At 68.2% G+C, this 17,753-nt stretch carries 12 protein-coding genes and 5 pseudogenes; 11 read left to right on the top strand and 6 right to left on the bottom strand.

The window, feature by feature from the left end:
* Positions 1 to 14: 14 nt before the first annotated feature.
* Entirely contained in the window at positions 15 to 1,232 is a 1,218-nt protein-coding gene (locus AC07FA_RS28040) for a cysteine desulfurase-like protein (RefSeq protein ID WP_479079090.1), read from the bottom strand.
* Between the two features lie 741 nt (positions 1,233 to 1,973).
* Between AC07FA_RS28040 and AC07FA_RS28035 the strand changes: the two genes are divergently transcribed.
* The gene (locus AC07FA_RS28035) at positions 1,974 to 2,648 is read left to right on the top strand and encodes a DUF4232 domain-containing protein (RefSeq protein ID WP_479079089.1); all 675 of its coding nucleotides are present in this window, start codon (positions 1,974 to 1,976) and stop codon (positions 2,646 to 2,648) included.
* A gap of 63 nt (positions 2,649 to 2,711) precedes the next feature.
* Here the strand turns inward: AC07FA_RS28035 and AC07FA_RS28030 are convergent, their stop codons facing one another.
* Both AC07FA_RS28030 and AC07FA_RS28025 read right to left on the bottom strand, forming a co-directional pair.
* Positions 2,712 to 3,830 (bottom strand): fatty acid desaturase family protein, encoded by a 1,119-nt coding sequence (locus AC07FA_RS28030; RefSeq protein WP_479079088.1) that lies wholly within the window; start codon positions 3,828 to 3,830, stop codon positions 2,712 to 2,714.
* Between the two features lie 7 nt (positions 3,831 to 3,837).
* The gene (locus tag AC07FA_RS28025) at positions 3,838 to 4,893 is read right to left on the bottom strand and encodes a ferredoxin reductase (RefSeq protein ID WP_479079087.1); all 1,056 of its coding nucleotides are present in this window, start codon (positions 4,891 to 4,893) and stop codon (positions 3,838 to 3,840) included.
* An 86-nt stretch (positions 4,894 to 4,979) separates the two neighbouring features.
* Here AC07FA_RS28025 and AC07FA_RS28020 point away from each other — a divergent pair, with 86 nt between their 5' ends.
* Both AC07FA_RS28020 and AC07FA_RS28015 read left to right on the top strand, forming a co-directional pair.
* Positions 4,980 to 6,119 (top strand): PucR family transcriptional regulator, encoded by a 1,140-nt coding sequence (locus tag AC07FA_RS28020; protein WP_479079086.1) that lies wholly within the window; start codon positions 4,980 to 4,982, stop codon positions 6,117 to 6,119.
* Positions 6,120 to 6,590: 471 nt separating this feature from the next.
* A pseudogene (locus AC07FA_RS28015) lies at positions 6,591 to 6,701 on the top strand (thioredoxin family protein); the annotation flags it as partial.
* Between the two features lie 53 nt (positions 6,702 to 6,754).
* Here AC07FA_RS28015 and AC07FA_RS28010 read toward each other — a convergent pair.
* A pseudogene (locus AC07FA_RS28010) lies at positions 6,755 to 7,516 on the bottom strand (transposase); the annotation flags it as partial.
* A 93-nt stretch (positions 7,517 to 7,609) separates the two neighbouring features.
* Here AC07FA_RS28010 and AC07FA_RS28005 point away from each other — a divergent pair.
* The 3 genes and pseudogenes from AC07FA_RS28005 (at position 7,610) to AC07FA_RS27995 (ending at position 10,288) form a co-directional block, all read left to right on the top strand.
* A complete protein-coding gene (locus tag AC07FA_RS28005; RefSeq protein ID WP_479079085.1) occupies positions 7,610 to 8,158 on the top strand; it encodes a hypothetical protein in 549 nt (182 codons plus the stop codon).
* A gap of 59 nt (positions 8,159 to 8,217) precedes the next feature.
* Positions 8,218 to 8,463: pseudogene (locus tag AC07FA_RS28000) on the top strand (thioredoxin domain-containing protein); the annotation flags it as partial.
* 901 nt (positions 8,464 to 9,364) lie between these two features.
* Positions 9,365 to 10,288 (top strand): calcium-binding protein, encoded by a 924-nt coding sequence (locus tag AC07FA_RS27995; protein ID WP_479079084.1) that lies wholly within the window; start codon positions 9,365 to 9,367, stop codon positions 10,286 to 10,288.
* A 76-nt stretch (positions 10,289 to 10,364) separates the two neighbouring features.
* On the opposite strand, the gene AC07FA_RS27990 is transcribed toward AC07FA_RS27995, so the two are convergent.
* Complete coding sequence (locus tag AC07FA_RS27990; protein ID WP_479079151.1) at positions 10,365 to 10,520, bottom strand: response regulator transcription factor; 156 nt, start codon at positions 10,518 to 10,520, stop codon at positions 10,365 to 10,367.
* Between the two features lie 65 nt (positions 10,521 to 10,585).
* Here AC07FA_RS27990 and AC07FA_RS27985 point away from each other — a divergent pair.
* Positions 10,586 to 11,147, top strand: a pseudogene (locus AC07FA_RS27985) (IS5 family transposase); the annotation flags it as partial.
* A 9-nt stretch (positions 11,148 to 11,156) separates the two neighbouring features.
* On the opposite strand, the gene AC07FA_RS27980 reads toward AC07FA_RS27985, so the two are convergent.
* A complete protein-coding gene (locus AC07FA_RS27980) occupies positions 11,157 to 11,564 on the bottom strand; it encodes a DUF3224 domain-containing protein (RefSeq protein ID WP_479079083.1) in 408 nt (135 codons plus the stop codon).
* Between the two features lie 369 nt (positions 11,565 to 11,933).
* On the opposite strand from AC07FA_RS27980, the pseudogene AC07FA_RS27975 reads away from it, so the two are divergent.
* The 4 genes and pseudogenes from AC07FA_RS27975 to AC07FA_RS27960 all read left to right on the top strand — a co-directional run.
* Positions 11,934 to 12,700, top strand: a pseudogene (locus AC07FA_RS27975) (IS5 family transposase); the annotation flags it as partial.
* A 597-nt stretch (positions 12,701 to 13,297) separates the two neighbouring features.
* Entirely contained in the window at positions 13,298 to 14,389 is a 1,092-nt protein-coding gene (locus AC07FA_RS27970) for a substrate-binding domain-containing protein (RefSeq protein WP_479079082.1), read from the top strand.
* A gap of 70 nt (positions 14,390 to 14,459) precedes the next feature.
* Complete coding sequence (locus AC07FA_RS27965; RefSeq protein ID WP_479079081.1) at positions 14,460 to 15,239, top strand: ATP-binding cassette domain-containing protein; 780 nt, start codon at positions 14,460 to 14,462, stop codon at positions 15,237 to 15,239.
* Positions 15,236 to 16,513, top strand: coding sequence for a sugar ABC transporter permease (locus AC07FA_RS27960; protein ID WP_479079080.1), 1,278 nt, complete (start codon positions 15,236 to 15,238; stop codon positions 16,511 to 16,513). The genes AC07FA_RS27965 and AC07FA_RS27960 overlap by 4 nt, the downstream gene beginning before the upstream one ends.
* Positions 16,514 to 17,753 lie beyond the last annotated feature (1,240 nt).

Below are 17,753 nucleotides of genomic sequence, written 5' to 3'. Positions count from 1 at the left end.
GGCGGGGCTCCCGGTCAGCCGCGCGGAGTCTGCGCGAGGAAGGCGGCCAGACCCTCCAACAGCCTGTCGACGTCCTCTTCGCTGCTGTACGGGGCCAGGCCGATACGCAGCCCGCCCGCGTCGCCGAGCCCAAGGTGGCGCGAGGCCTCCAGCGCGTAGAACGAGCCGGCGGGCGCGTCCACTCCTCTCTCCGCCAGGAACCGCGAGGCGTCCGCCGCAGACCGGTCCGGGAAGGTGACCAGCAGCGTCGGTGTGCGCAGGGCTGCGCGGGAGTGAACGGTGACGTCGCCGAGCGCGAACAACCCCCTCTCGATCCGGCCCCGCAGCGCGTCCTCGTGCGCCTCGATCTCCTCGAACGCCGCGGCCAGCCGCTCCCGGCGGGTGCCAGCGGCACCCGGGGCGAGCGAGGCTAGGAAGTCCACTGCGGCCTGGGCCGCGGCCAGGAGCTCATACGGCAGGGTGCCCAGTTCCAGGCGCTCCGGAATCGCATCGGTGGACGGGAGCAGCTTGTCGGGCCGCAGGGCCTCCAGGAGCTCGGGGCGGCTCGCCAGCACGCCCATGTGCGGGCCGAGGAACTTGTAGGGCGAGCAGACGAGGAAGTCGGCCCCCAGCGCCTCCAGTCCGACGGAGGCGTGGGCCGCCAGGTGGACGGCGTCCACGTGCAGCAGTGCGCCCGCCCGGTGGGCCAGCTCCGCGATCGCGGGCAGGTCGGGGCGGGTGCCGATGAGGTTGGACGCCCCGGTGACCGCCACCAGCCTGGTCCGCGCGGACACCGTCTCGGCGAATCGGGCGGGCGGCAGCTCCCCGCTGTCCGGCTCGAAGTCGACCCACCGGACCGTCGCACCGACAGCCTCTGCGGCCTGCTCCCACGGGCGGATATTGGCGTCGTGGTCGAGGCGGCTGACCACCACTTCGTCGCCCGGCCCCCAGTCCTTGGCCAGGGTCCGCGCCAGGTCGTAGGTGAGCTGGGTGGCGCTGCGCCCGAACACGATGCCGCGAGGCTCCGTGCCCAGCAGGTCCGCGAGCGCCGACCGTGCCCTGGTTACGATCCCCTCCGCGTTCCGCTCGCCCTCGTTCTGCGTCCCCCGTACGGCCAGAGGCCGGGACAGGGTCTCCACGACCGCGTCGATCACCGGCTGCGGGGTCTGGGTGCCACCGGGCGCGTCGAAACGGGCGGACCCAGCCGTCAGGGCAGGGATCTGCGCGCGGAGCGCGGGGACGTCGAGGGGCATGCGTTCTCCTAGGCGTGGGCGGTCCGGGCCTGGCCGGGCCTGGAGGGCGCCCGCGGCGGCGCCCGGGAAACGATCCTGCCCTGTGCGTGCACAGGGCTCGCGGCCGGGGCGCCGGTCGCATACCGGCTGGCGAGACGCGTGCCCGCGGGACCACCGAGGTGAATCGCCCGTCATCAAGGCAGCCGTGAAGGCGTCAGCGATACGGTCAGACACGCTGAGGCTTCTCACGCGGATCTGCGGCCTCACTCCCGCGGGCCGGCAGGCTCACCCTCACGCTCACGGCCTTCGTCGTGGTCATGTACACCTTGGTCGGAGCACATGACTCGACTCAGGCCACCCCTACGTCCGCTGAAGATAGATCGCGGCCAGCGTGTTCGTCGACTACGCGGTACGCCCGCCCGCAGCGGCACCCGGCTCAGGGAAAGCGCCCGTGCGGGCAAGGACGCCCGGGGGCTCCCACGCCGGGCCCGGCACCGAACAGGTGGTTGGCGAGTACGTTCACGGCGAACGTGGCCTCGAACCCGTCGGGTGTCTCGGTGAGCGCGTTCGTGTACTGCACACCCGCGTTCCCCACGAGACCACGCAACGGCGGAAGTTCACGTGCCGGGTGCCCCCTCGCCACGGCCGCCGTCACAATGTCACGAACCTGTCCGGAGACCGCTCCCGCTCGGTGCGATCGATCGGCAGTACCGCTCGCATGAGGCACGATCACGGGACATTCCGAATCCCGGGGGACTTCTCATGGCTCAGACAGCTCGTTCACGCCGTACCACCGCCGCACTCGCCGCTCTGTCGATCGGCATCCTGGCCCTGACCGCATGCAACGGTGACGGCGAGAACGACGTAGCCACTCCGGGCACGCACGCGAGCCCTTCCGCTACGGGTAAGGACGAGGGCACGGACATGCCCTCGTCGGCCGACCCTGGTGACGGTGGCAGCGGCAGTGGGAAGTCCTCCGACAGCCCCAGCACCCCGCCGCCGTCGCCGACGCCCGGGGCCGACGACGATCAGGACGGAGGTGTCGGCATGTGCGAGACGGCCGATCTCACCTACAACGTCACCGTCGCGTCCAGGCCGGTCAACCACGCCTTGCTGACCGCCAGCAACAAAGGCAGCGACCCCTGTCTGCTGTCGCCGGACGAGCTGGTGATCACGTTCCCTGGGCTCGACGGCGCCGCCGGGCACATGGGACCCGCCCGCGAGGACTGGATCCTCAAGCCCGGCGAGAGCGCGTATGCCGGGATCATGTTCTCGCGCGCCGACAGCGCGGGTGGCAAGAGCACCGACAAGGTGGAAGTGGCACTTTCCGCTTCTGAGAGCCCGATGACCGTTCCGGTCAACGATGGCCCCGTCACGGTCAACGACAGCCAGGTCACGAGCTTCTTCGGTACTGCCGAGGACGCGCTGACCTACTGAGCGGTCTGATGTCGCGGCCGCCCACTGTCCGCAACGGATCTCACCGGACCCGGCGGTGCCGCATCAGGCCGCGACGAGCTCCTGCTCGCGGTCCGGCGTCTTGGCCTTGGGCTTCTTGTTCGGCAGCGAGAGCCGGAAGACCTTGTGCCACGCGGAGACCACCTGCTTGGGCAGCGGCCCGGTGACGTACTCCAGTTCATACTTTTCGAACAGCGCGCGCACCTTCACCGCGACCTCGGCGTACCGGTTGCTCGGCAGGTCAGGGAACAGGTGGTGCTCGATCTGGTGCGACAGGTTGCCGGTCATGAAGTGCATGGCCCGGCTGCCGCTGATGTTCGCCGAGCCCATCATCTGGCGCAGGTACCACTGGCCGCGCGTCTCGCCCTTGATCGACCGGCGCTCGAAGACCTGTACGCCCTCGGGGAAGTGCCCGCACATGATCACCGAGTGGGTCCAGATGTTGCGGACCAGGTTCGCGGTGAACGTAGCGGCAAGTGTGGGGAGGAACGACGGGCCCGACAGCAGCGGGTGGATCACGTAGTCCTTGAGCACCTGCTTGCGGATCTTGCGGCCCACGGCCTTGGCCCGCGCGCGGAACTCCGGGCTGTTGCGGCGGCGCTTGTGCAGGTTCTTGCCGAGTTCCAGGTCGTACGCGGCGATGCCGTACTCGAAGAAGCAGGCGTTGATGAAGTTCCACAGCGGCTGGCCGAGGTGGAACGGGTGCCACTTCTGATCCTCGTCGACGCGCATGATGCCGTAGCCGAGGTCGTTGTCCTTGCCGATCACGTTGGTGTACGTGTGGTGCAGCTCGTTGTGCGAGTGCTTCCACTGCTCGGACGGCGAGACGTGATCCCACTCCCAGGTGGTGGAGTGAATCTTCGGGTCTCGCATCCAGTCCCACTGGCCGTGCAGGATGTTGTGGCCGATCTCCATGTTGTCCATGATCTTCGCCACGGACAGACCGGCGGTGCCGAGCAGCCACGCGGGCGGGAAGATCGAGAACAGCAGCACGCCCCTGCTGACCAGCTCGAGCTTGCGCTGCGCCGAGATGACCTTACGGATGTAGGAGGCGTCCTTCTCGCCGCGATCGGCGATCACCTCGTCGCGGATCGCGTCCAGCTCGCGGCCGAGCTCCTCGATCTGCTCGGCTGTCAGGTGGACGGTGGGGTCGATGGCGGTCAAGGTGCTCCTACCGTTCGATGTCGCAGGGGCCCGCCGCGGCGGACACGCAGGTCTGGATGAGGACGCCCGGCTCGGCCTCGGTGATCTCGCCGGTGCGCAGGTCGCGGACAGCGCCCGCCTTGAGCGGCGAGACGCAGCCGAAGCAGATGCCCATGCGGCACCCGGAGGGCATGAGAACGCCGGCCTCCTCGCCGATGTCCAGCAACGGCGTGGCGCCGTCCGCGTCGACGGTCTTGCCGGTGGCGCTGAAGGTGACCTCGCCGCCGTCGCCGGTGACGACGACGGTGGGGCGGAAGCGTTCGGTGTGCAGGCGCTCTTGTACGCCGTGCTCGGCCCAGTGCTTCTCGGCGGCGTCGAGCAGGCCCGCGGGCCCGCAGGCCCAGGCCTGGCGCTCGGCCCAGTCGGGCACGAGTTCGTCGAGACGGGCGATGTCGAGGATGCCGTCCGTGTCGGTGTGCACCTCGGTGAGCCGCAGCTTCTTGTCGGCGACCAGGTCGTGCAGTTCGTTGCGGAAGATCACGTCCTGCGGCTGTGGCGCGCAGTGGACCATGACGACGTCGTCGAACTCGGTGTCGCGCAGCATGCCCATCACGGGTGTGATGCCGCTGCCGGCCGTCAGGTAGAGAACCTTGGCGGGCTTGGCCTGGGGCAGTACGAAGTCACCGGTCGGCTGGTCGAGCTGGATCAGCGTGCCCGGTTTAGCCCTGCGGACCAGGTGGTTGCTGACCTTGCCGTCCGGGATCGCCTTCACGGTGATCGTGACGCGGCCGTCCCGGCGGTTCGTCGGCGAGGTGATGGAGTAGGCACGCCACAGGCGCACCCCGTCGACGTCGACACCGATCCGCACGTACTGACCGGCTGTGTGGCCGCGCCAGCCCCGTCCGGGCCTGATCACGACAGTCGCGGCGTCACCTGTCTCGGGGTGCACGGCCTCGATGCGCCCACGCAGGTCAGCGCCCGCACGCAGCGGGCTGACCAGGTCGAGGTAGTCCGACGGCAGCAGCGGCGTCGTGACCATCTCCAGCAGTTTCCACGCCCTGCTGCGGAGGGCTGCACTCGTCATGACTCCAGCTTGCTGTGCCTCAAGGAGTAAAGTCCTGACCGCAAGACGTGAATCTGATCGGCAAGATTGTTCGCAGGGAACAAAACGTGAGCCATGCAGTCCGGAGGGCCAGCGAACTGGCCCTGGATGAAACGACGGTCACCGCGCTACGGGCCGCGCTGAAGACCACCGCCGACGAGGTCGTCCAGGCAATCATCGACGAGGTCCCTCCCTACTCCAACGCCCTTTCGGGCCGCATGGGTGTCACCATCCGCCGAGCCGTTCGTACCGCGCTGGGGCACTACCTGGACCTCGCGAGCGGAAAGGCCACGGGCGGCGACGCCGGTGAGGCAGCCTACGAGCTGGGCCGCGGCGAGGTGCGCGACGGCCGTTCGATGGACGCCCTGCTCAGCGCCTACCGCGTCGGCGCCCGCGTGGCCTGGCGAGGCCTGGCAGCGGGTGCCGTACCCGCAGGTCTGCCCGCCGCCGAGGTCGCCAAGTTCGCCGAGCTGACCTTCGCGTACATCGACGAGCTCTCCGCCGCGAGCGCCGCGGGCCACGCCGACGAACTGTCCGCCCGGGGCCGGGCCCACGAGCGCCACCTGGAGCACCTGGCCCGCGACCTCCTCGCCGGCGCGAGCCCGGACGTGCTGCTGGCCTCTGTTCGACTGGCCGGGTGGCAGCCCCCGGTTTCGCTGACCGCGGTCCTGCTGCCCGCCGCCCAGGCCCGGCCGGCCTACCGCGCGCTCGACCCGAGCACCCTCGTCCTGGACGATCTGCCGGACGCCACCGGTGTGTTGCTCGTCCCCGATGCCGACCGATCACATCTCTTGCGGCAGCTGACCGACCGCACCGCCGTGGTCGGCCCGGCCCGGCCATGGACTTGTGCGTCCGCCTCGTACGCACGAGCCATACGCGCGCGCTCCCTCTCCTCTGATATCCGCGACACCGAGGACCACCTGCCCGAGCTGGTGCTGAGCGCCGACATGGACGCGTTCGCAGACCTGCGCGCCCGAGCCCTCGCGCCGTTGCGGGCCTTGCCTGTCGCGACCGCACGGCGGCTGGAGGAGACGTTGCGGGCGTGGCTGCTGCACCAGGGCCGGCGGGACGAGGTGGCGGCGGCGTTGTTCGTCCATCCCCAGACAGTCCGGTACCGGATGTCGCAGTTGCGGGAGCTGTTTCCCGATCTCGCATCGCCACACCGGGTCCTTGAACTGACGCTGGCGGTCGGTCTCCGGGCCAGCTGACGCGTACTTCGGCCGTCCACGACCGTGGCCGCGAGCGGTCCAGGAATCGTGCCTGGTTCTCGGAGCCGTCAGCTGGCTCGTGCGGCCCGGGGGGCCAGGGGTGTCAGCCAGCTGAGACCGGGGGCTGATGTGAAGACCGGACCATGCCCGGGAAGCCCGTCGGAGGCGCTGTCTCTGAGAAGCGCGGTGGCGAATACGGCTCGACTGAATCCTTTGGGCGATGCGCCGGCACGATCTGGCCCACGGGCACGCGGCGGGCTGCGGCTGGGTGGCCGGCGGGCCGGCCAGGCGGGGCGCCGGGGGCCGGGCCGCTCGTGCCATGGGGACCACCGTGATCCCGCGACGGGCCGTGCCTCCCTTCCGACAGGTCGACCGGACGACCGGACGACCGGACGACCGACCGGGCTGGTCCGGCACACCACGCAAGGGATGATGGGGAGGGAATGACGGAACGTGAGGTCAGGAGAGCCCATGGCGAAGCGGGTTCACCGACCGCGTGAGGACGCGGAGTTCGATTTCATCCTCGGGATGAGCGGAGTTCCGGTCCTCGCGTACTTCACCGGGACATGGCCCAAAGGGTTGTCCCGCAAAGATCTTGAAGCCGCCTCGGGCATGGTGGCCGCCTTGCGGCCCGCGGCGAGGGCGAGGTTGTGCATCCGGGCGATGCCGAGCATGGCGTGGTGGACGCCATCGCCTTTGAGACGGCAGTCGCGGAGGATCTTCCAGTTCTTCATGCGGGCGAAGACGTGTTCCACGCGGGCTCGGACCTCCTTGTGGGACTTGTTGTGTTCCTCCTTCCAGTCCGGGAGTTCACTCCGGCCACGCTTGCGGCGGTGCGGGATGACGAGTCCGGTGCCCGGGTAGCCGCCGTCGGCGATCGTGACGGTGTTGCCCACGGCGGCCTTGGCACCGGACTCCTCCCACGCCTTGCAGTCGTTGCGGTTCCCGGCGAGCGGCCGGCCAACCACGACGACCAGGCGGGTGTCGGCGTCGATGACGACCTGGTGGTTGGTGGAGTACCGGTAGTTCTTCGACCGCTCGGCGATGGTGTGGTCCCGGGTGGGGACCAGGGTGCCGTCCACGATGAGCACGGTGTCCTTGGCGAACCGCTTGCGGGGCTGGAGTGCGAGCAGGGGGCCGAGGTGGTTGATGACTCGTCCGGCCGTCGACTTCGAGACGCCGAACAGCGGAGCGAGTTGCCGCAACGTCAGATTGGTGCGCCAGTAGGCCGTGACCAGCAACACCTGGTCCTCCAGAGGCAGACTCCACGGCCGGCCTCGGTGGACACATCTGCTCCATCGCGCCGCAGCGTGGTCAGCAGTTTCGAAGGAGCGCGGGCTCAGCCCCGCGAACGGGGTTATCCAGGACGGCTCCGATGCCGTGATCACACTCGCCACACCGTGATCATCACTCAGACCGGCCCAATGTCGAGGCAATCCCACAGTTACGCTGATCGGGGCAGTCCACAGTGCGCAAGAGCGGGGGAAACCGTGAACCGACCACTGCTTTTCCTTGACGTGGACGGGCCGCTCAACCCTTACGCGGCCAAGCCGGAGAGACGTCCCGACGGCTACACCACGCTCAGAGTCCCCCGGAACGACGCCCATCAGGACGACAGAGGCCTTTCGTCCCGACGGCCCCTGCGAGTCTGGCTCAACCCAGAGCATGGACGATTCCTGCTCCAGCTCGGCTTCGAGTTGTGCTGGGCCACCACATGGATGGACGACGCCAACCGGTGGATCGCACCGGTCCTGGGCCTTCCAGAACTTCCCTTCGTGGACTTCGGCGACGTCCTGCTCCGAGAACGCCCTGATGGAGTCCACTGGAAGACCGGGCCGCTGGTGGACTACGCAGGCGGCCGTCCTTTCGCATGGGTGGACGACGAGCAGAGCGAGCTGGATCAGACCTACGTGACCGCCCACCACCAAGGCGCCGGGCTCCTGCACCACGTCAACCCGCGGATCGGCCTACGGGAGAACGACTTCCACTCGCTCGCCGACTTCGCCCGGTCCCTGGACACCTCACGAACCACCGGTTGAGCACCTCGCCAGCTCTTCAGGCTGCTCCGCGCTCGGAGCCAAGATCTTTGCAGGACAGCCCTAAGGCAATCAAGCCCTGCCGGGTCATGGGCCTCGTGATGGGCGGCATCGCCGACGACTACACGGGCCGCCTGACGGCTGTCCGCGCCGACATCACGCGTTGTCCGGCCGCGACCGGGCGACACGGAATCGCCGAAGCCCCGTCCTACGTCCTGCTGAAGGACGGAGAGGCGGTGGCGCACGGAACGGGGCCTATGACCATCAGCGAGATCGAGATACGGAAGTTTCTGGACTGCCACCTCTGAGCCGCCGCTGGGCAGCATCGGTCAGACGGAAGGCGCCAGCACCGTGCGGTCAGCCGGCAGGCTGCTCGGGGTGGGCCTGGGTCCGCAGCGTCCACTACTCGCCGGCGCAGTCGGAGGGCAGCGGCGGGAAACGGTGGCCCTTCACATCCGTGCTCCAGTGATGCTCTCCACCGCAGTCGCACTCGTGGCATCCCGCTGACGGGCACGATCTCACCGGGATGCCACGACGTCTTGTCCTCTCTCATGATGCCTGTCTACGGCTCCCCCGCACGCCACGCCACCGGGCGGGGCAGGGCGAGCCCTTCAACCACATCCCCGTCGCACGAACCTCAGCTCGCTCGAACGCACGGTGTGCACCGGGCCGGCGAACCAGACGAGGCAGTGGCGGCGTGAGGGACGATCTCCAGCCGTGGTGAGCGTCCTCCGGCATCGCGCCCGTACGCAGCAGCCACGGAGCGGCAGGGTTCAGGGCGCCCCGGTACGCCGACGTCCGACGCCCGGGCACGATGATGTGACCCCCCCCTTGCTCAGTGACCGAGACGGCAGGAGCGGCAGCGTTAACCGGTGCGGCTGATGTAGCCCCAGGGTTTCCAGCCATCCGAGCTGGCACGCGCCAGAGCTGACTGCTGGACAGGCCAGCCTGTGTCCGATCCACGGGATGGACGGGCCTTCGCCGTATTCGGCGATCCGCTCGCGCAGCTCCTGGCGGCGGGGGGCGGTCCCGCCGTGCGCCATGCCCACCACCGGGTGATGTACCTCACAGTCCTCAACTCTCGGGCGCGTACAACCGTTACGCATCATCGCCGATCAAGACTGTGCGGCCGCGGTGGCCGTGCGTGATGTGGGTCCGCCCGTTCGCGACCTGTATCCACCCGTCGATAGTCGATAACGGAGCCTCCTCGTGTCCCAGCACTCCCGCAATAGATTCACGTCCGGCAAGAAGGTGATCCTGGGCGTCAGCGCACTGGCCGCCTCCGGGCTCGCCGTCGGCCTGCTCGTCACTCCGTCCGCGACGGCGGGGGGAACCGGCGCGGCTGAGGCGCTGGAGCAGAGCAGGGCTGCGGCCGCCGACGCGTCGGCGGCGAAGACCGCCTCGCCCAGGACCCTGGCCGCAAGCACGGCCGACTCCACCGTCGTCTCCGGCGTCGCCGTCAACGGCGGCAACAGCGCCCACGTCGGGACGACGAACACGCAGACGATCACTGTGAAGTGGACAGTCAGCGGCGGCTCGAAGCTCTACGGCAGCCACGCGTCGATCTGGCGCGGCACCGACCGCGACAGCGGACTGAAGCGGTTCATCAACTCCGAGCAGTTCGACGCGGACACCAGCCCCTGCGTTCCGTCCGGCGACGCCACGTACAGTTGCACGGCCACCTTCAGGATCGCCCCCCAGAGCGACCTGACGAACGAGGATGCCGGAGCCTGGAAGATCTCCCTCTGGGCGATCACCGACGCGGCCACCGACGTGCGCACCGACAACGCCAAGACCTGGTACCTCAAGCGCTGGTCCCGGCTGAGCAACAACGCGGCCCCCGAGCCCGTCGCCAAGGGCAAGACGATCACGATCACCGGCAAGCTGGAGCGCGCCAACTGGAACACACACGAGTACGCGGGCTACACCCAGCAGACCGTCCGCCTCCAGGAGCGTGCGCTGACCGGCTCGTACGCCACCACCAGCAGCCACATCACCGGCACCGGCAGCCTGGCGGGCGTCGAGAAGAAGACTCGCACCGCCACCACCGACCGCTGCTACCGCTACAAGTTCGAGGGCACCTCTACCACGCCGCCGGTCACCGCCGCCGGTGACTGCGTGGACGTGCGCTGAGCCCGCTGCCCTGGCTGATCACAGCGCGGCCGGCGCCCTGCCGGCGAACGGCCGAGTGATCCCCTGGCTCAACGGTTCAGAGCCAACCGCGGTGGGCGGCCTTGATCCCTGCCTCGAAGCGACTGCTTGCGGCCAGCCGCTCCATGATCGAGGACATATGGCGGCCGACGGTGCGGGAGGAGATGCCCAGGCGCTGGCCGGCGGCGTCGTCGGTGAGGCCGGAGCCGAGCAGGCGCAGCAGTTCCCGTTCGGTGGGGTTGAGTCCGGTTCGCTGGTCCTGGGGGTGGGCGGCGCCGAGCGGGACGGCGGTGTTCCACGCCTGCTCGAAGAGGTCGATCAGGGCGGCCAGGATGCCGGGTTCGGTTACGTAGAGCGCGGATCGGACGCTCCCGGGGCGGCCTCAACTTCCAAGATCAACATGGCCGGGGAAGGCGGACGCCGCCCCCTGGCCCTGCTGATCACTCCAGGCCAGTGGGGCGACGCCCCGCAGCTCATCCCCGTGATGGAACGCGTCCGAGTTGCTCGTCTCGATGGCGGACGGCCGCGCACCCGGCCGGACCATCTCGGCGGCGACAAGGCGTACTCCTCACGCCGCAACCGACGCTACCTGCGCCGACGACAGATCAAGCACACCATCCCCGAACCGGAGAGTCAGCGCGCCAACTGCCAGAACCGGGGCAGCAGGGGCGGCCGACCTACCGCCTTCGACAAGACGATCTACAAAAGGAGGAACGAAGTCGAACGGACGATCAACGGCCTCAAGAGCTGCCGAGCCGTCGCCACCAGATACGACAAGCGCGCCTACATCTTCCACGGAACTGTCACCGTCGCTTCGATCCGGCTCTGGCTGCGGACGTGACCTCCTGAGCTACTGGCCGAGGTCGTAGTCGAACCAGATCCGATGTGTACCGTCGGGGTCGACGGCGATGCCCCCGGCCCCCGTGATCCCGGCCAACTCGCCCGTGCCGCTGCCGGGGACGATGACGAAGAACTCGCCCTGTCTGCCCTCACCCAAGGTCGTCGCGGCGTGCGCGAAGTTGAAGGCACCCGACCGGGCATGGAGCGTCCCCTCAAAGGATTCCATCGCCACGTAGGTGCCCGTGCCGGTGGACTGGTCGAACGCTGCGGTGAACAAAGTGGCAGAGCGCCCGACGACCTCGCCTTCGTACTGCTTGTCCATCGTGGAGAGACCGACGGGCACCGCGGTCTCGATGGGGGGACTCGGCACCGGCGCCGGGGTGAAGTCGGCCACCTTGAACGTTCCTGAAGCTCTCATCCCCGGATCGTATTCCGCGCTACTGACATCGATGCCGACCAGACCATGATCCGCCGGACAGGCCCTAGCGAGCTCGGGTCCTTTCAGACCGCTCACCAGCGCTTGATCAGGTGGGCCGTGGACGGCACGTGGGAACGCATCCTCGCGGCAGTACTTGCTGCGGCGAATGATGGTGACGATGTGGACTGGACGGTCTCTGCTCGCCCCCGGCTGGCTGATGAACCGTCTTCTTCGCAGGCGGGGACCATCCTCGACGACCTCTGTCGTCTGGCCTGCCCTTAGTGGTCCTAACAGAAGCCTCTGATGGTGTGACTGTCGGCTTGGTCGCTGGTTGGGCTGTTCGTGGGGAAGAGGGAGTCGCGTCCGTGGATCGTCTCGGACGAACTGTGGTCGCTGGTCGAGCCGTTGGGGCCTGTTCCAGCACCGAAGCTGGTGGCCGGTCGGCCGAGGGTGCCTGACCGGCAAGCACTGTGCGGGATCTTGTTTTGTGCTGCACACCGGGATCCAGTGGGAGTTTCTGGCGCAGGAGCTGGGCTCCGGCTCGGGCATGACGTGCTGGCGCCGGCTCACTGCCTGGAATGAGGCCGGTGTGCGGGACCGGCTTCATGTAGTGCTGCTGGCCAGGCTGCGAGCGGCGAACCAGCTCGACTGGTCGGGTCGCGTGCGGTGATCGATTCCTCCCACGTCCGGGCCGCCCGGCGGGGTCCAGAAGCGGTCCCAGCCCGGTTTACCGTGCACGGCCGGGCAGCAAGCACCACATCCTCGTCGACGGGCAGGGCATCCCGCTCGCGGTGTCCCTGACCGGCGGAAACCGCAACGACGTCACCCAGCTGATGCCGTTGCTTGCCAAGATCCCGTGGGTCCCGGCGCTCGTGGGACGGCCACGTCGACGGCCCGACGTTCTGCTCGTTGACCGCGGCTATGACCACGACAAGTACCGCCGCCTGGCCTGGGCTCGGGGCATCAAACCGGTCATCGTCCGCCGCGGTGTTCTGCACGGTTCTGGCCTCGGAGTTCACCGATGGGTTGGCCAGCGCGCGATCGCCTGGTTCCACGGCTATCGACGCCTCCGCATCCGCTGGGAACGACGCGACGACATACACGAAACCTTCCTCGGCCTCGCCACCTGCCTCATCACTCACCGCCACGCCCCAACGCCTTTGTTAGGACCACTTAGGCACCAGGAAGACCTGGCGTTCTCATTGGAGAAACACCTCGGCCTTGTCCACAAAGTCGTTGTGAGGAAGGACTTCGGGACAGTGCTGAATACGTGTCCCCCGGCCCAAAGGACAATGATGCGCCCCATTGAGTGCGGGCCCACGTCGCCGCGTCCTCGGGCCGGGGCGGCAGAGGTCTCGTCGAGCTCGCTGAGGCGGAGGCGGAGGCTACACAGGACGTGGTCGGAGAGGCCGAGGACGCCGCCCTTGGTGCGGAGCAGAATCCAGCCTCGATAGGCCGCCGGTGGCGGGGGTTCATCGGCATGGGCTGCCCGTGGCTCGGTCGAAGGTACGGGTTGTCGCGCGCCACGTCAGCCTGGCCTCTACGCCGTCCGCTCCGCGATGGCGACGTGCAGCTCGCTCGCGCACCGTGAAGGCTTCGTCACCATGCGGTAGGCCCGGCGTCACCCGCTTGCCGGTGCCGGGGTTGCCGTTAATGTCGGTATGTAGGCCTTATGCGTGTCCTCGTTGCCGGGTTATCCCGGTGAAGGGGGCGTCGTGCGAAAGGAGCCTCCCATGACCCGTACTTTGCGGGGCGCAATAGCCCTGGCCGGAGCGGCGGCCCTGTCTCTGGGCGCGGTGGCGACCAGCGGCGCTGCCGCACCGGGCGCGAATTCCGCGGCACAGGACGAGGTGAAGATCGGACTGTTGCTGCCGGAGAGCAAAACCACGCGGTACGAGAAGTTCGACCGGCCGTACATCGAGGACAAGATCAAGGAACTGGCACCCGGCGCCCAGATCGACTACTACAACGCGGCCGAGAGCGCCACCACGCAGCAGCAGCAGGTCAACACCGCCCTGGCCAAGGGCGATCAGGTCCTCATCCTGGATGCCGTGGACGCCAAGTCGATCCAGTCCTCCGTGCAGAAGGCGCGTGACGCCGGGGTGAAGGTCGTGGCGTACGACCGCCTCGCGCAGGGACCCGTCGACGCCTACGTCTCGTACGACAACCGGAAGGTCGGCGAGCTGCAGGGCCAGGCCCTGCTGGCTGCGTTGGGTGCCAAGGCCCAAGACGGCGAGATCGTGATGCACAACGGTTCGCCTACCGACCCGAACGCCGCCGAGTTCAAGGAAGGCGCGCACTCCGTCCTCGACGGCAAGGTGAAGATCGGCAAGGAGTACGACACTCCGAACTGGGACCCGAACAACGCCAACCAGCAGATGTCCGGTGCCATCAGCGCACTGGGCAAGGACAACATCGTCGGTGTCTACTCCGCCAACGACGGACTCGCCGCGGGTATCGCCACGGCCCTCAAGGCAGCCGGCATCAATGTGCCGCTGACCGGCCAGGACGCCCAGCTCGACGCGATCCAGCGGATCCTCCTCGGCACGCAGACGATCACGGTCGAGAAGCCGTACAAGCCGGAGGCCGACGCAGCCGCCACGATGGCCGTCAATCTGGCGCAGGGCAAGGAAATCCCGGACTCCCAGACGCCCACCACGGTCACCAGCGGCAGCGGCGAGAAGGTGCCGGCCAAGCTGCTGACGCCTGTCGTGGTCAACAAGGACAACATCCAGGAAACCGTCGTCAAGGACGGGCTGTACTCGATCAAGGAGATCTGCACTCCCACCTACTCCGACGCCTGCGAGAAAGCCGGTCTCCTGTAGTCGCGGGACGGACCATAGCGACGGGGGCGAGGCGGCCCGTTCGATCGGGCGAGTGGAGGAGGCGGTTCCGTTGTCGGGAGCACCTGTGCTCACACTGCGGGGGATCTCCAAACGGTTCGGCGCGGTCCAGGCGCTCTCGGGCTTCGACCTGGACGTCCATCCCGGCGAGGTCGTCGCCCTCGTCGGTGATAACGGCGCCGGCAAGTCCACCGCCGTCAAGGCGATCGCCGGGGTGAACCCACCGGACGAGGGCGTGATCGAGTGGGAGGGCCGAAGGGTCACCGTCAACCGGCCTCACGAGGCCCAGAACCTCGGCATCGCCACCGTGTACCAGGATCTGGCGCTGTGCGACAACCTCGACGTGGTCGGCAATCTGTTCCTCGGCCGCGAGATCACCCGGTTCGGTGTGCTCGACGAGGTCCGCATGGACAAGCGCGCGCGTGAACTGCTCGACACGCTGTCCATCCGTATCCCCAGCGTCCGTATCCCCGTAGCCTCCCTCTCCGGCGGCCAGCGCCAGACGGTGGCGATCGCCCGTTCACTGATCGGCGAACCCAAGGTCGTCATTCTGGACGAACCCACGGCCGCCCTGGGCGTGGAGCAGACCGCCGAAGTCCTCGACCTGGTCGAGCGGCTCCGTGAACGGGGACTCGGAACGATCCTGATCAGCCACAACATGGTGGACGTGATGGCGGTGGCCGACCGGATCGCCGTCATGCGACTCGGCCGGAACAACGGGTTCTTCGACAGACGGAGCACCACCACCGAGGAGATCATCTCCGCCATCACCGGTGCCACCGACAGCGCCGTCACCCGCCGCCAGTCCCGCAAGCGGGAGGAGGAGCGATGAGGCGCGAAGGGGGCCCCAACGATTCCGGCGCGCAGGGACCGGCACGCGACGCCATGCCCGCCGTCGACACCCGGCTGCTCGTCCGTGAGGAGGGCATCAAGGGATACCTCGGGGAGTTCCGGCGCAAGCTGCGCAGCGGTGAGCTCGGTTCGATTCCCGTCGTCCTCGCCGTGATCATCATCTGGACCGTGTTCGGCAGTTTGAACAGCACGTTCCTCTCGGCGCAGAATCTCTCCGACCTCAGCCAGCAGATCGTCGGCACCGGCATGATCGCCGTCGGTATCGTCTTCGTTCTTCTGCTCGGCGAGATCGACCTCTCCGTCGGCTCGGTCAGCGGCCTCTGCGCCGCCATCTTCGCGGTGCTCAACGTCCTGAACGGCATGAACGAGTGGCTGGCGCTGCTCCTCGCCATCGGGGGCGGGGCAGCGGTCGGCCTCATCCAGGGCTTCTTCTTCGCCCGGGTCGGTGTGCCGGCGTTCGTGGTGACCCTGGCGGGCAACCTCGCCTGGAACGGGCTGATGCTGCAGATCCTGGGTGCCAGTGGCACGGTCAACATCCCGAGCGAGAGCATCGTCGCCGAGCTCTACTCGACCATCTTCAGCAGCCCGGCAGCCAGTTACGTGACAGCCGCCGCGGGAGTCGGGCTGTTCCTCGCCTCGTCCCTCCTGGACGCCGGGCGCCGCCGGGCCGCGGGGGTGCCGTCCCGGCCGATCGCCGAGATCGTGCTGCGCACGGTGGTCCTCGCGGGCATCGCCTTCGCCGCCGCCTACATTCTCAACCAGTACCAGGGTCTCCCGCTGGCACTTCTGATCTTCCTGATCCTGCTCGTGGTCGTGGACTTCGTACTGCGCCGCACGACGTACGGCCGGCAGATCTTCGCTGTCGGCGGCAATATCGAGGGTGCGCGCCGTGCCGGTATCAGCGTCCCGTTGATCCGGATGACCGTCTTCTCAATCGCCGGCGCCATGGCCGGGGTCGGCGGCATCTTCCTGGCCGGGCAGATCCAGTCCGCGAGCCAGACATCGGGCGGCGGAAACCTGCTGATGAACGTCATCGCCGCGGCCGTCATCGGCGGCACGAGTCTGTTCGGCGGGCGCGGCTCGGTCTGGTCCGCGCTGCTCGGTGCCCTGGTGATCGGGTCCATCCAGTCCGGAATGAACATCATGGGCGTCAGCAACGCCATCCAGTTCATGATCACGGGAGCGGTCCTGCTGGCCGCCGTGGTCGTTGACTCGCTCTCCCGCAGGAGCCAGAAGGCCGCGGGCCGGGCCTGATCCGCCGCGCATCGCCTGCCGGAAGCAGCCCCGGGGACCGGAGAAGGCGCTGACCGGAAAACACCTCCGGACGGGCCGGCGACAGGCGGCGGCCCGCGTGTGCGCCTCCTCTCGTGCCGCCTCCGTAGCTGCTACAGAGTGGTCGTTTGAGCTTGTTCCGCTTTGACGGACACCATTGGTGTGGTGTCAGGCTGCGAGTGCCGTCTCGTAGTCGGCGAGGCTGAGGTAGCCGAGGCTGCTGTGCAGTCGGTGCAAGTCGTACCAGCCCTCGATGGCCCTGTTGCCCAGCTGATCTCATGCGGCGAGGTCCAGTGCTGCGAGCGGGTGGTTCGGGTCGGTGGGAGCGGGGTGCCGTTCGACCAAGCTTCGAGGCGGATGAGGATGTAGCGGGGCGGGCGCCGGAGACGGCGACGGCCTAGTGGATGGTTGCTCCACCCCAGCGGGCCGCGTAGCGGGCGTTCCATTCCTCGGTGGTCTGCTCGGACCGGACCTGTTCGAGGACGGCGTCCGGCTGTTCGGGCCGGAGCGTAAGCTGTCGGCCGTACTCTATAGGCCGGGTGCGCTGGTCGCGGACGGGGCATGGGGTCGCATGTCTGGGTCGCGAAGCCGATGCGGCTCGCGGGCCGCTGGTTGTGGTCGAACCCCTCGGTCCAGTATCGACTGGTGGATACCTTCGGCCACGTGGCGTTCTGATCAGACCACTTGATAGTGAACGATGCATTGCAGAAGCAGTGGCCTGGACCGTTTGGCATGTGGTGTTGGGACAGCCAGCGCGGATACAGAACGCCTGCGGGACGAGCCTTCAGCGACCGGTCCAAGGAATCGTCAAGACCTGTGGATCAAGTTAGTTGGGGTGTTGATCCGACCGTCGTAGCTGACGGCTCGCTGCGTTGCGAACGCGGCGGGTTCGTCCCCGTTCGGCGAGCAGGCTGAGGACCTCGGGTGAGGTGACGATCTGTGCAGTCGAGGCCGTGCGCTGGAACCAGTCAGACGCGGTGATGGGCGGCAGCCAGGCTCTGATCTGGCGTGCGGGCGGCCGGTTTCCGTTTCTTCAGGGATGGCTCGGTGTTCTGGATCAAGCTGAGACCGGCAAGGAGTTGCCGCTAAGTGGGGTGCAGGCGTTCGGGGTGGAGGCGCGGGTGGTACAGCCACTCCCCCGGGCGTTGTCCGTCATCGACCGGATCTACGCGAGCAAGGAGCCCCTACCCGCTGTCCGCGCGGTCGAGGTCATCGGTCATCG

This window comes from Streptomyces sp. NPDC045968 (assembly GCF_056430475.1).
Note: the sequence above shows the minus strand (reverse complement) of the source record. Positions and strands in the feature narration are given on the sequence as shown.

What these genes read in the sequence shown, in the direction of transcription:
- AC07FA_RS28035 (WP_479079089.1), top strand. Translation starts at nt 1,974, where the DNA reads ATGGCTCAGACAGCTCGTTCACGCCGTACCACCGCCGCACTCGCCGCT.
- AC07FA_RS28040 (WP_479079090.1), bottom strand. Translation starts at nt 1,232, where the DNA reads ATGCCCCTCGACGTCCCCGCGCTCCGCGCGCAGATCCCTGCCCTGACG.
- AC07FA_RS27970 (WP_479079082.1), top strand. Translation starts at nt 13,298, where the DNA reads ATGACCCGTACTTTGCGGGGCGCAATAGCCCTGGCCGGAGCGGCGGCC.
- AC07FA_RS28025 (WP_479079087.1), bottom strand. Translation starts at nt 4,893, where the DNA reads ATGACGAGTGCAGCCCTCCGCAGCAGGGCGTGGAAACTGCTGGAGATG.
- AC07FA_RS27960 (WP_479079080.1), top strand. Translation starts at nt 15,236, where the DNA reads ATGAGGCGCGAAGGGGGCCCCAACGATTCCGGCGCGCAGGGACCGGCA.
- AC07FA_RS27980 (WP_479079083.1), bottom strand. Translation starts at nt 11,564, where the DNA reads ATGAGAGCTTCAGGAACGTTCAAGGTGGCCGACTTCACCCCGGCGCCG.